Origin of the sequence: Pseudomonas sp. JQ170C (genome assembly GCF_035581345.1) — a bacterium.
In the GTDB taxonomy this organism is placed as follows: Bacteria; Pseudomonadota; Gammaproteobacteria; order Pseudomonadales; family Pseudomonadaceae; genus Aquipseudomonas.
Genome location: NZ_CP141608.1, coordinates 3558376 through 3571255, shown reverse-complemented (window position 1 = coordinate 3571255; position 12880 = coordinate 3558376). Strand labels below are relative to the sequence as shown.

Annotated in this window: 15 protein-coding genes; all 15 read left to right on the top strand. The window is 65.5% G+C overall.

The window, feature by feature from the left end; all coding sequences use genetic code 11:
• The first annotated feature begins 7 nt into the window (after window positions 1-7).
• The 15 genes from phnD (at window position 8) to ureG (ending at window position 12875) form a co-directional block, all read left to right on the top strand.
• Complete coding sequence (phnD, locus tag U9R80_RS15960; protein ID WP_301841050.1) at window positions 8-877, top strand: phosphonate ABC transporter substrate-binding protein; 870 nt, start codon at window positions 8-10, stop codon at window positions 875-877.
• Window positions 874-1671 (top strand): phosphonate ABC transporter ATP-binding protein, encoded by a 798-nt coding sequence (gene phnC, locus U9R80_RS15955; protein WP_301841052.1) that lies wholly within the window; start codon window positions 874-876, stop codon window positions 1669-1671. Before phnD ends, phnC begins: the two co-directional genes overlap by 4 nt.
• Entirely contained in the window at window positions 1671-2495 is an 825-nt protein-coding gene (gene phnE, locus U9R80_RS15950; protein WP_301841054.1) for a phosphonate ABC transporter, permease protein PhnE, read from the top strand. The genes phnC and phnE overlap by 1 nt, the downstream gene beginning before the upstream one ends.
• Window positions 2496-2717: 222 nt before the next feature.
• Complete coding sequence (psrA, locus tag U9R80_RS15945) at window positions 2718-3809, top strand: iron-containing alcohol dehydrogenase PsrA (RefSeq protein WP_301841056.1); 1092 nt, start codon at window positions 2718-2720, stop codon at window positions 3807-3809.
• Between the two features lie 117 nt (window positions 3810-3926).
• Complete coding sequence (locus U9R80_RS15940) at window positions 3927-5222, top strand: MFS transporter (RefSeq protein ID WP_301841058.1); 1296 nt, start codon at window positions 3927-3929, stop codon at window positions 5220-5222.
• A gap of 40 nt (window positions 5223-5262) precedes the next feature.
• Complete coding sequence (locus U9R80_RS15935; RefSeq protein WP_301841060.1) at window positions 5263-6135, top strand: LysR substrate-binding domain-containing protein; 873 nt, start codon at window positions 5263-5265, stop codon at window positions 6133-6135.
• 81 nt (window positions 6136-6216) lie between these two features.
• Window positions 6217-7050 (top strand): phosphonoacetaldehyde hydrolase, encoded by an 834-nt coding sequence (gene phnX / locus U9R80_RS15930; RefSeq protein ID WP_301841061.1) that lies wholly within the window; start codon window positions 6217-6219, stop codon window positions 7048-7050.
• Between the two features lie 282 nt (window positions 7051-7332).
• The gene (locus U9R80_RS15925) at window positions 7333-8166 is read left to right on the top strand and encodes an urease accessory protein UreD (protein WP_301841062.1); all 834 of its coding nucleotides are present in this window, start codon (window positions 7333-7335) and stop codon (window positions 8164-8166) included.
• A gap of 9 nt (window positions 8167-8175) precedes the next feature.
• Window positions 8176-8478, top strand: coding sequence for an urease subunit gamma (locus tag U9R80_RS15920; RefSeq protein ID WP_274116204.1), 303 nt, complete (start codon window positions 8176-8178; stop codon window positions 8476-8478).
• A gap of 9 nt (window positions 8479-8487) precedes the next feature.
• Complete coding sequence (locus tag U9R80_RS15915; RefSeq protein WP_301841063.1) at window positions 8488-8805, top strand: urease subunit beta; 318 nt, start codon at window positions 8488-8490, stop codon at window positions 8803-8805.
• Window positions 8802-10505, top strand: coding sequence for an urease subunit alpha (gene ureC / locus U9R80_RS15910; protein WP_301841064.1), 1704 nt, complete (start codon window positions 8802-8804; stop codon window positions 10503-10505). Before U9R80_RS15915 ends, ureC begins: the two co-directional genes overlap by 4 nt.
• Before the next feature lie 10 nt (window positions 10506-10515).
• Window positions 10516-10995 carry an urease accessory protein UreE gene (ureE, locus tag U9R80_RS15905; protein ID WP_301841065.1) on the top strand — a complete coding sequence of 160 codons (480 nt, stop codon included), beginning with the start codon at window positions 10516-10518 and terminating at the stop codon, window positions 10993-10995.
• A gap of 23 nt (window positions 10996-11018) precedes the next feature.
• A complete protein-coding gene (locus U9R80_RS15900) occupies window positions 11019-11564 on the top strand; it encodes a HupE/UreJ family protein (RefSeq protein ID WP_301841066.1) in 546 nt (181 codons plus the stop codon).
• Entirely contained in the window at window positions 11564-12238 is a 675-nt protein-coding gene (locus tag U9R80_RS15895; RefSeq protein WP_301841067.1) for an urease accessory protein UreF, read from the top strand. The genes U9R80_RS15900 and U9R80_RS15895 overlap by 1 nt, the downstream gene beginning before the upstream one ends.
• Window positions 12239-12248: 10 nt before the next feature.
• On the top strand, window positions 12249-12875 hold the full coding sequence (gene ureG, locus U9R80_RS15890; RefSeq protein ID WP_301841068.1) for an urease accessory protein UreG: 627 nt from the start codon (window positions 12249-12251) through the stop codon (window positions 12873-12875).
• Window positions 12876-12880 lie beyond the last annotated feature (5 nt).

Genomic DNA, 12880 nt, shown 5'->3' with positions numbered 1-12880 from the left:
ACTCCCCATGAACCCGTTCGCCAAACTGCTCCGTTTGACCGGCTTTGCCCTGTTGCCCGTGCTGGCCTGCAACCCGGCGTGGGCGCAGTCGTCGTTGAGCATCGGCCTGATTCCCTCCGAAGACTCCCAGGCCATGATCGAAAGCAGCAAGCAGGTACTGGCGGATCTTGAGCGCCAGCTCGGCATGCCGGTCAAGCCGTTCGTGGCCACTGACTACAACGGTGTGATCGAGGCACTGCGTTCAGGCAAGCTCGACGTGGCGTACCTGGGCCCGTTCTCCTATGTGCTTGCGCACCAGGTGGCCGGCGTCGATGCCTTCGCCGTGGCGGTGACCAAGAAGGCTGGCAAGAGTGCCTACCGCAGCCAGATCGTGGCGCGCAAGGACAGCGGCATCCATCAGCTGAGCGACCTCAAGGGCCATACCTTCGCCTTTGTCGATCCAAGCTCGGCGTCTGGTCATCTGTTCCCCAAGGCGGGCCTGGAAGCGGCCGGCTATAGGCCGGACAAGGTGTTTTCCCGGGTGATTTTCTCCGGCTCCCACGACGCCAGCATCCTTGCCGTGGCCAACCGCAAGGTTGATGCCGCGGCGGTGGCTGACCGCATCTATGCCTCCGCCATGGCCCAGGGGCATATCAAGCCGGATGAATTGCAGATCGTCTGGTCGTCTTCCGACATTCCCGAGTCACCGATGGTCTGGCGGCAGAACCTGGACCCGGCGCTCAAGCAGAAAATCGCTGCCGCCATGGCCAACATCAAGGACGTGCCGTGGGGCGACCAGGGCCAGCTCAATGGTTTTCAGCCGACCACCGATGCCGCCTATGACGTGGTGCGCGACACCGCCAAGGTCCTCGATCTCGACTTGCGGAGCATGAAATGATCCGCGTGCGCAGCCTGGTCAAGGACTACGCCGACAACCCGGTGCTCAAGGGCATCGACCTGGATATCGGCGCCGGCGAATTCGTGGTGGTGCTGGGCCAGTCCGGGGCCGGCAAGTCGACGCTGCTGCGCTGCATGAACCGCCTGGTGCAGGCCGACAGCGGTGAATTGCAGATTGCCGGCATCGACGCCATGGGCGCCGGCCAGCAACGCGAGCTGCGTCGCCAGGTGGCGATGATCTTCCAGCACCACAATGTGGTCCCGCGCCTGTCGGTGCTCAAGAACGTGCTTACCGGGCGCCTGGGCTCGGTGTCGACCCTGGCTTCGCTGCTGCAGCTGTTCAGTCGCCGCGACGTGGCCCTGGCGATGAACTGCCTGGAGCAGGTCGATCTGCCGCACAAGGCCACGGCCCGCACCGACTCGCTGTCGGGTGGGCAGATGCAGCGGGTCGGCATCGCCCGCGCCCTGGCCCAGCGGCCCAAGGTGATCCTGGCCGATGAGCCGGTGGCCAGCCTTGACCCCAAGACCGCCCGGCGGGTGATGCAGTACCTGCGCGATGCCACCCGCGAGCTGGGCATCACCGTGGTCTGCAACCTGCACCAGGTGGACCTGGCCCGGGAGTTCGGTGACCGCATCGTCGGCCTGGCCCATGGCCGGCTGGTGTTCGACAGCCAGCGCGAGGTCCTGGACGAGGCCTGCCTGCAACGCATCTACCCGCAGGCCGAGCGCCAGTCCGATGCCAGCCAGAACCCGGTGGCGGTGCCCTGTATGCAGATTGGCGGAGGAGTCGCCTGATGAACCGACAACCCACCCCTTACCAGTGGTTGGTCAACACCCCCGACACCCCGCGTGGCTGGATCGTCACCGGCGCCTGGGTGCTGCTGGCCGTGACCCTGCTGCACTGGAGCGCCCAGGGCACCCAGTTGAGCTGGCGCGAGCTGAGCAACGGCTTGCCGCAGATCGGCGACTTTCTGGCCCGCTCGATGCCGCCTGACCTGAGCATCCTGCCAAGGTTGTGGCAACCGGCCGTCGAGACCCTGCAGATCGCCCTGTGGGGTACGTTGCTGGGGATCGTCTTCGCCATCCCGCTGGCGTTCCTGGCGGCGCGCAACCTGCAAGGCAATGGCTGGCTGTATGCCGGCACCCGGCAAACCCTGAACGTGATCCGCAGCATCAACGAGCTGATCCTGGCGCTGGTGTTTGTCTCGGCGGTGGGCCTTGGGCCATTTCCCGGCGTGCTGGCCCTGGCGCTGCACGGGGTGGGCATGCTCGGCAAGTTCTTTGCCGACAGCATCGAGGAGATCGACCAGGGGCCGATAGAAGCCTTGCAAGCCACGGGCGCGCGGCCGTTGCAGGTGATCGTGTTTGGCGTGATCCCCCAGGTGATCACCGCCTGGATCGCGGTGGTGCTGTACCGCTTCGAGGTCAACCTGCGCTCGGCAACGGTACTGGGCATGGTCGGGGCAGGGGGGCTGGGGTTTGAACTGGTCAGCAGCCTGAAACTGTTCAAGTACCAGGAAACCGCCACCTGCATCATCGTCATCACCCTCATGGTGGTGGCCGCCGACCTGGTCTCCAGCCGTTTGCGCCGTCGTATCCAGGGCGACAGCCGCCACTGAGTCACCCCCACGTTTCTATCCATGTTGACTGGCGAGCCAGGGCCCGACACGGCCCGGCTTCGCCTGCGATTTACTGTTTTGTCGGGAGTCGTCGTTGTGCAAAGGGTTACTGCCATTTCTGTTATCGGTTCAGCCGATGCAAGCCTTGAATCATTCGATTTGAGCCAAGGCGACGCGGCCATGACTATGTCCCCAGCCAAAACAACAACAAAGGGAACCGCCATGCCTGCCTACTTCCATAATCCGGTGGCCACTTGCTTCGGCAGCGGCAGCCTCAGCCGTATCAGCGACCTGACCGCAGGTCAGCAGGTCGCCCTGGTGACCTTTCCCGAGGCGCGCGCCCTGGGCTTGATCGACCAGGTGCAGGCCCTGCTGGGCGAGCGCCTGTGCCATGTGGTCGAGGACGTACAACCCAATCCGGACGTGGCGCAACTGCGCACCACCTACGAGCGTTTCTGGGCCGAGGCCGGCGATTGCCAGACTGTCATTGCCCTGGGCGGCGGCAGCGCCATCGACACCGCCAAGGCGCTGATCGTGGGTACCGAATCGGGGCAGTTCGATGAACTGCTGCACCTGCTGGCCCTCGGTCAGCCGTTCACACCGGCGCGCTGCAAGGCCTTGATCGCTGCACCCACCACGGCCGGGACCGGCAGCGAAGTGACGCCGTGGGCGACCATCTGGGACAGCGCCGCGCAGAAGAAGTATTCCCTGCACCTGGACTGCACCTGGCCCAAGGCAGCAATCGTCGATCCCGACCTGATGCTCACCGTGCCGGCCGGGGTGACGGTATCCACCGGGCTGGATGCCCTGTCCCATGCGCTGGAAGCGATCTGGAACGTCAACGCCAACCCGCTCTCCGATACCTTCGCGGTGTCGGCCATCGAAGACATCCTCGACTGCCTGCCCCGGCTGCAGCGCGACCTCGGCAACCGTGACCTGCGGGCGCGCATGGCGCTGGCCGCGCTCAAGGCCGGCATGGCGTTCTCCAACACCAAGACGGCGCTGGCGCATTCGATCTCCTACGAAATGACCCTGCGCCACGGCGTGCCCCACGGCATTGCCTGCTCCTTTTCGCTGCCGCTGGTGCTGGGCCTTGCCTGGGGCCGCGACGGTGGCCGCGACCGCACCCTGCAGCGGGTGTTCGGCCCGGACCTGGACCAGGCCCGCTCGCGCTTGCGCACCTTCCTGCACAGCCTCGGGGTCAAGACCGACTTTGCCGACTATGGCGTCGATGCCGACGAGGCCCAGGCGATGATCGCTCACGCCCTGCAGGGCGCCCGGGGCAAGAACTTCATCGGCGCCAGCGCCGCCTGAAATTCGTTTCCCAACGTAGTGAGCACCCTGTAGGGTCGCTCTGTTTCCTGTTGCACCAACCAAGAGTGCCGTAACGCGGGCTGTGGCTCGCGCTAGCGAACAAAAAAGGAAATCACCATGAATCGTGCCGAAAGTCTGTCCGGTCTGGCTGTCCCTGCGTCACCGTTTCGCACCGCGCAATGGCGAATGCTGCTGGCGGCAATGTTCTGCTACCTGTTTTTCTACACCGGCAGGCAAACCTTCGGGTTCGCCATTCCGGGCATCCAGGCCGAGTTCGGCCTGAGCAAGGAAACCCTCGGCTGGGCCTCCACCGCCATGCTCTGGGCCTATGCCATCGGCCAGGCCATCAACGGCAACCTGGCAGACAAGTTCGGCGGCCGGCGGATCATGAGCCTGGGCGCGGTGCTCTCGTGCGCGGCGAACTGGGTCACCAGTTTTGCCGGTGGCTTCATGAGCCTGATCCTGCCCTGGGGCGTGAACGGCTACTTCCAGGCCCTGGGCTGGGCGCCGGGCAGCCGCTTGCTGTCGAACTGGTGGAGCGCCGGCGAGCGTGGCCGGGTGTATGGCTTCTATGTATTCGCCGCCGGCTGCGCCTCGGTGCTGTCGTATGTCACCTCGGTGGTGGTGCTCGAAGTGCTGCACCTGGAGTGGCGCTGGATCTTCCGCCTGCCGGTGCTGCTGATGCTGGCCGGTGGCGTCGTCTTCTACCTGGTGGCCCGTGAACGTCCGCAGGACATGGGCTTCAAGCCGCTGGACGACACCGGGGTGGCCAACGCCGAAGACAAGAACCATGAGGTCGGTCACGAAAGCGAAGAGAGCTCGGCGCAGCGCTACAAGGCCGTGCTCAAGAACGTCCGCCTGCTGATCGCTGCGGTGTCCCTGGGCTTTCAGAACGCGGCGCGCTACGGCCTGATCGTCTGGGTGCCGGTGCACTTTCTCGGTGCCGACTGGAAGTCGGGGCAGAGCTTCATCGACCCCAAATGGATCACCGTGGCCCTCCCGGTGGGCATGGCGGTGGGGGCGCTGAGCAATGGCTGGGTCTCGGACAAACTGTTCGGCTCCAAGCGCTACCTGGCGATCATGCTCTATATGTTCCTCGGTGCCCTGACCAGCCTGTGGATGTGGAGCCTGCCGGCCCACAGCACCGTGGGCCTGGTGGCCTTGTTCCTCTGCGGCTTCTTCGTCTATGGCCCGGCGTCGAGCTTCTGGGCACTGTGCCCGGACCTGGTCGGCGCCAAGCGTGCGGGCACTGCCACGGGGGTGATGAACTTCTCGTCCTACCTGTTTGCCGGCCTCGCCGAGCCGCTGATCGGCCGGATGCTCGACACCACGGGCAACACCTCGCTGATCTTCATCGTCGTCACCGCCAGTTGCCTGTGCAGTGCCGTGGTGGCGCTGTTCGTGCGGCGCTGATCATCTAACCTAGAACCGACTCCAGGAACGGAAGCTGCTCATGTACCAGTACCACAAATGGTTACGTTCATTTCACGCGGTGGCCAAGACCGGCAGCTTCACCTTGGCCGCCGAGTACCTGAGTGTCGGCCAGCCTACCGTCAGTGAGCAGGTGAGCACCCTGGAGAAAAAGTTTTCCGTCGAACTGTTCCACCGCCGTGGTCGCTACATCGAACTGAGCGCGGCGGGGCACAAGCTGTATGACATCACCCAGGGCCTGTTCGGCCAGGAGGATGAAGCGGTGCAACTGCTGCAGCGCTTCAGCCAGCGCAAGCAAGGCATGTTGCGCATTGGTGCGGTATCGCCACCGATTGCCATGAGCCTGACCTACAGCCTGATGCAGCAGTACCCGGACATCGACCTGAACACCTCGTTCACCACCGAGGCGCAAACCCTGGAGCGGCTCTACGCCTTTGATATCGACGTGGCGATCCTGGCGCTGTCGGCCTTCGACCAGCGCCTGAGCACCCACCTGTATCGGACAGTGCCGATCCTGGCGGTGGTGCGCGACGACCACCCCTGGGCGCACCAGGCGCAGGTCAGCGTGCATGAAATCAGTGGCCAGCGGCTGGTACTGCGTGAAGCGGCTTCGCGGACCCGGCAATTGGTGGAAGAAGGCTGCCAGCGTTATGGCGTGACCCTGGACTGCGCCATGGAACTCAACAGCCGCGAGGCCATTGTGCACGCGGTGGTGCAGGGCATCGGCATCGGCTTTGTCGCTGCCGTGGAGTACGCCGACCGTCCTGGCACCAAGGCCGTGTCCTTTATCGAGGCGCCGTTTCACATCAGCTACTACCTGTGTTGCCTGGCGATACGACGCAATCGCCCGATCATCGCCGAACTGTTCGACGCCGCCGCGCCCCCGGACAGCTAGGCCCGTTTACACCTGGCCCATCGACAACGCCTTGCGTGCAAGGCGCGGCCGCTCTCATCCTTGAAAAACCGGAGAATCACCATGCACTATCAGAACCCTCAACGCCTGCAAGCGGTCGTCCTGGACTGGGCGGGCACCGTGGTCGACTTTGGCTCGTTCGCGCCGACCCAGATCTTCGTCGAAGCCTTTGCCGAGTTTGGCGTGGACGTCTCCCTGGAAGAAGCCCGCGGCCCCATGGGCATGGGCAAGTGGGACCACATCCGCACCCTGTGCGACCTGCCGCAGATTGCCGAGCGCTATCGCCGGGTGTTCGGCCGCACCCCCAGCGATGACGACGTCACCGCCCTCTACAACCGCTTCATGCCGCTGCAGATCGAAAAAATCGCCGAGCATTCGGCGTTGATCCCGGGGGCTTTGCAGGCCATCGCCAGCCTGCGTGAGCAAGGCCTGAAGATCGGCTCGTGCTCGGGCTACCCGAAAGTGGTGATGGACAAAGTGGTGGAACTGGCCGCGCGCAATGGCTACGTCGCCGACCACGTGGTGGCCACCGACGAAACCCCCAACGGCCGTCCGTGGCCGGCCCAGGCCCTGGCCAACGTCATCGCCCTGGGCATCGACGACGTGGCGGCCTGTGTGAAAGTGGACGATACCTGGCCGGGCATCCTTGAAGGCCGCAAGGCGGGCATGTGGACCGTGGCCCTGACCTGTTCGGGCAATGCCCTGGGGTTGTCGTACGAAGCCTACAAAGCCTTGCCGCTGGAAACCCTGGAACAGGAACGTGCCCGTATCGGCCGGATGTTCGAAGCCTCGCGCCCGCATTACCTGATCGACACCATCGCCGAATTGCCGGCGGTGATCGATGACATCAATGCGCGGCTGGCGCGCGGGGAGATGCCGCAGGCGCGATCTGCCTGACCCATCCCATCGCGGGGCAAGCCCGCTCCTACCGGTAGGAGCGGGCTTGCCCCGCGATGATGGCTGCCCCGTGTAGCCGCTGGCGACAGCCTGCGATCGACCGCGCAGCGGTCGCGCTGCTGAGCAAGGCAGTGCTCCCGAAGCAACTTCCCCCCCATCTGGCCCGCTATGTGCTTTGTTCCCTGCATCGAATGCTGATCAATTGGTCAAACCTCTCGTAAAACCCGAGGCCCGACCGATCCATCAAGCATGTCGGACTCCGTATTTACAGGGATCAGATGCATGACGCTTGCCCAGCCACTGGACCTCACTGCCCACAGCACCGGCTGGAGCGCCGAACTGATGCTGCGCTTCGTACGCCGTGGGCAAAAGACCTGTATTGGTGCGCGGCGACATTTTGGTCCTCTTTTGGTGCAGCGCCCGTTCTACCCCGAAGGCGCCCCGTGCCACGTTTATGTGCTGCATCCGCCCGGCGGGGTGGTCGGTGGCGACACCTTGGTGCTCGACGTGCACCTCGACCCCGGTAGCCATGCGCTGCTGACCATGCCCGGGGCCACCAAGTTCTACCGCAGCAACGGCCAGACCTCGACCCTCGACCAGCACTTTCACCTGGCCGCCGACAGCGTGCTGGAGTGGCTGCCTCAGGGCAGCATCTGCTTCCCCGGTGCGCGCGTGCGCCTTGAAAACCGCTTCAGCCTCGAACCCGGTGCGCGACTGCTGGCCTGGGAAACCCTGTGCCTGGGCCGACCGGTAATGAACGAGCCTTTCAGCCACGGCGCCTTGGACAGCCGCCTGCAGATCGACGTGCCCGACGACCCCGGCCTGCATGAACGTCTGCGCATCGAAGGTGGCCAGCTGCAAAAGCTGGGCGGCTATCCACTGCAAGCCACTTTCTGTGCCTACCCGGCCAACGACGCGGTGCTCGAACAGACTCGCCGCCTGATCGAGGACCTCGACGTTCCCGCGGGGGCGACCTTGCTCGGGCAATTGCTGGTGGTACGCCTGCTGGACCACGACAACCAACGCCTGCAACTCACCCTGCAGCGGATCTGGCATGCCTTGCGACCCGAAGTGGTCGGCCTGGCGCCATGCCCGCCGCGTATCTGGGCCACTTGAGAGAACGCCATGGAGCTGACCCCGCGAGAGAAAGACAAACTGCTGCTGTTCACCGCCGCCTTGCTTGCCGAGCGCCGGTTGGCCCGCGGCCTGAAGCTCAATTACCCGGAGGCGGTGGCGCTGATCAGTGCCACGGTGATGGAGGGTGCCCGTGACGGGCGCACGGTCGCCGAGCTGATGAACCTGGGCCGCGAAGTGCTCAGCCGCGACCAGGTCATGGAAGGCGTGAGTGAAATGATCCCCGACGTCCAGGTCGAAGCCACCTTTCCCGACGGCACCAAGCTTGTGACCGTGCATGACCCGATTGTCTAGGAGCGCAGCATGATCCCCGGAGAAACACAGGTCGCCGATGGCGACATCGAGCTCAATGTGGGCTACGCGCGGACCACCGTCACCGTGGCCAATCACGGCGACCGGCCGGTGCAGGTCGGCTCGCACTACCACTTCTACGAGGTCAACGACTGCCTGGTGTTCGAGCGCGAGGCCACCCTGGGCCTGCGCCTGGACATCGCTGCCGGCACCGCCGTGCGCTTCGAGCCCGGTCAGGCGCGGACCGTGACCCTGGTGCCGTACGCCGGCAAGCGTGAGGTCCATGGCTTTCAAGGCAAGGTGATGGGCAGGCTGGAGGGGCGTGGATGAGCCGTATTTCCCGACGCGCCTACGCCGACATGTTCGGCCCCACCGTGGGCGACCGCGTACGCCTGGCCGACACCGAGCTGTGGGTGGAGGTTGAGAAGGACTTCACGATCTACGGCGAAGAGGTCAAGTTCGGCGGCGGCAAGGTCATCCGCGACGGCATGGGCCAGGGCCAGATGCTCGCGGCCGTGGCCATGGACCTGGTGCTCACCAACGCACTGATCATCGACCACTGGGGCATCGTCAAGGCGGACATCGGCATCAAGAACGGGCGCATCGTCGGCGTCGGCAAGGCCGGCAACCCCGATGTGCAGCCCGGCGTGACCCTGCCCATCGGCCCCGGTACCGAGGTGATCGCCGCCGAAGGCAAGATCGTCACCGCTGGCGGCATCGACTCGCACATCCACTTCATTTGCCCGCAGCAAGTGGAAGAGGCGCTGACCTCCGGCATCACCACCTTCATCGGCGGCGGCACCGGGCCGGCTACCGGCACCAACGCCACCACCTGCACCTCCGGGCCCTGGTACCTGGCACGCATGCTCCAGGCCGCCGACGAGCTGCCGATCAACATCGGCCTGCTGGGCAAGGGCAACGCCTCGCAACCCGAGGCGCTGCGCGAGCAGGTCCGCGCCGGTGCCGTGGGCCTGAAGCTGCACGAGGACTGGGGCTCGACCCCGGCGGCCATCGACTGCTGCCTGACGGTGGCCGAGGAGCTGGACGTGCAGGTGGCCATCCACACCGACACCCTCAATGAGTCCGGCTGTGTCGAGGACACCCTGGCGGCCATCGGCGACCGCACCATCCACACCTTCCACACCGAAGGGGCCGGCGGCGGTCATGCGCCGGACATCATCCGTGCCGCCGCCTTTGCCAATGTGCTGCCGTCGTCCACCAACCCGACCTTGCCGTACACCATCAACACCGTGGACGAGCACCTGGACATGCTCATGGTCTGCCACCACCTGGACCCGAGCATCGCCGAGGACGTGGCCTTTGCCGAGTCGCGCATCCGCCGCGAGACCATCGCCGCAGAAGACATCCTCCACGACATCGGTGCCTTCTCCATGACCTCGTCCGACTCCCAGGCCATGGGCCGGGTCGGGGAGGTCGTGCTGCGCACCTGGCAGGTCGCCGACCAGATGAAGCGTCGCCGCGGGCCGCTGGCACCCGACAGCCACTACAGCGACAACTTCCGGGTCAAGCGCTTCATTGCCAAGTACACCATCAACCCGGCACTGACCCACGGCATTGCCCACGAAGTGGGCTCGGTGGAGGCCGGCAAGCTGGCCGACCTGGTGCTCTGGGCCCCGGCGTTTTTCGGGGTCAAGCCTGCACTGGTGATCAAGGGCGGGATGATCGCGATGGCGCCCATGGGCGACATCAACGGCTCGATTCCGACCCCGCAGCCGGTGCACTACCGACCGATGTTCGGTGCCCTGGGTGCGGCGCGCAATGCCACGCGCATGACCTTCCTGTCGCAGTCGGCGGTGGCGCGCGGCGTTCACCATGAGTTGGGCCTGCGCAGCCTGATCGGTATCGCCCGCGGCTGTCGCACGGTGCGCAAGGGCGACATGGTCCACAACGGCCTGCTGCCGATGATCGAGGTGGATTCGCAAACCTACGAGGTGCGTGCCAACGGCGAGCTGCTGGTGTGCGAGCCGGCCACGGTGCTGCCGATGGCGCAACGTTATTTTCTGTTTTGAAGGAGCGAGCATGATTCTTTTGACCCGTCGGGTCACCGACGCCGAGCACGTCAGTGGCACCGTCACCTTGAGCCTGGATACCCGCATCAAGAGCCGCGTGCGCGTCACCCTCGATGATGGCCGTGAAGCCGGGCTGATGCTCGAGCGTGGGCAACTGCTGCGTGGCGGCGAGCTGTTGGCGGCGGAGCTGGGAGGGGAGGTGATCCGCGTGCTGGCCGCCGCCGAGCAGGTATCCACCGTGCGCTGCGCCGACCCCTTGCTGCTGGCGCGGGCCAGCTACCACTTGGGCAATCGCCACGTGCCGCTGCAGATCGAAGCCGGATTCGTGCGCTACCAGCACGACCATGTGCTGGACGAAATGGTCCGCGGCCTGGGCCTGGAGGTGCTGGTGGAGCAGGCGCCGTTCGAGCCTGAGGCCGGTGCGTACCAGAGTGCGCCGCACAGCCATGGGCATACCGACCACCCCTTCGTGCGCGTCGCTCACCACTGATTTCTTATAAGGAGATACCCCCGATGAAAACTTTCCTGGCACTGGCCTTGCTGCTGCTCGCGGTCCCTGCGTTCGCCCACCCGGGGCACGACACCCATCCCTTGCAGGACGGCTTGCTGCACCCGCTCACCGGCCTTGATCACCTGTTGATGCTGCTGGGCACGGGCGTGCTGGCAGCGCTGACCGGACGCACCCTGGCGTTGCCGTTGCTGACCCTGGCCGCGATGTTCGGCGGCGCCTTGCTGGGCTATCTGTTCGGCGGCGTGATCGGCATGGAGCCGATGATCATCGGCTCGTTGCTGGTGGCTGGCGCCGCGTTGTTGCTGCCGCGCCGCCAGGTGTTGCTGGCCCTGGCCATGCCGGTGTTCGCCTTGTTCCATGGCTGGGCCCACGGCGTTGAGGCCAGCCCCGGGGCGTTCTGGATGTTCAGTGCAGGCTTTGTGACCGTCAGCGGTCTGCTGTTGCTGGCAGGCTTTGCCGCTGGCTGCCTGCTGCGCCGCCATGCCGGCCTGCAAAAAGCCTTCGGTGGCGGCCTGCTGGCCGGCGCCGCACTGGTACTGGCCGGCTGATGAGTACCGAGCTGAAGCTGCTGCGCCTGCTGCAGCTGGCCAGCCCCAACTTGCCGGTGGGTGGCTTTACCTATTCGCAGGGGCTGGAGTGGGCGGTGGAGGCGGGCTGGGTGCAGGGCGCCGAGGGCTTTCGTCAGTGGCAGCGGCAGCAGCTGGACGACACCCTTGGCTGCCTCGACTGGCCGGTGCTGGCCCGCCTGTACCGGGCCTGCCGCGAGGACGATGCGCAGGCATTCTTGCGCTGGAGCCGGTTCCTGCTGGCCAACCGCGAAACCGCCGAACTGCGCCTGGAGGAGCGCCAGCGCGGCATGGCCCTGGCCCGGCTGCTCGATGGCTGGCAGCTGTGCCAGGCGCCCGCGTGGCGGTCGAGCCTGGCCCTGAGTCAGCTGGGCGGCATGGCCTGGCTGGGGGCGCACTGGGACATTCCGTTGCACGACCTGGCCCTGGGGCTTGGCTTCACCTGGCTTGAAGGGGCGGTGATGGCCGGGGTCAAGCTGGTGCCGTTCGGCCAGCAAGCGGCCCAAAGCCTGCTGCGAGACCTGTGCGCCGAGCTGCCTTTGGTGCTGGAACGCGCCCTTGATTTACCCGATGAGCAACTCGGCGGCGGCCTGCCACTGCTGGCCATTGCTTCGGCGCGTCACGAAACCCAATACACCCGATTGTTCCGATCCTGAGGAAAACCCCATGCAAAGCTACCAGCAACCCCTGCGCGTCGGTGTCGGCGGCCCGGTGGGTTCCGGCAAGACCGCACTGCTCGAAGCCCTGTGCAAAGCCATGCGCGACCACTACGAAATCGCCGTGGTGACCAACGACATCTACACCAAGGAAGACCAGCGCATCCTCACCGAAGCCGGCGCCCTGGCGCCGGAGCGTATCGTCGGCGTGGAAACCGGCGGCTGCCCGCACACCGCCATTCGCGAGGATGCCTCGATGAACCTGGCGGCGGTGGAGGAGCTGGCGCGTAAGTTCGGCAACCTCGAAGTGATCTTCGTCGAGAGCGGTGGCGATAACCTGAGCGCCACCTTCAGCCCGGAACTGGCCGACCTTACCGTTTATGTGATCGATGTGGCCGAAGGGGAGAAGATCCCGCGCAAGGGCGGGCCGGGCATCACCAAGTCGGATTTCCTGGTGATCAACAAGATCGACCTTGCGCCCTACGTCGGCGCCTCCCTTGAGGTGATGGAAAACGACACCCGGCGCATGCGCCCCGAGCGGCCCTGGACCTTCACCAACCTCAAGACCGGGCAGGGCCTGCAGCGGGTCATCGACTTCATTGTCGAGCGCGGCATGCTCAAGGCAGTCGAGGGCTGACGGCG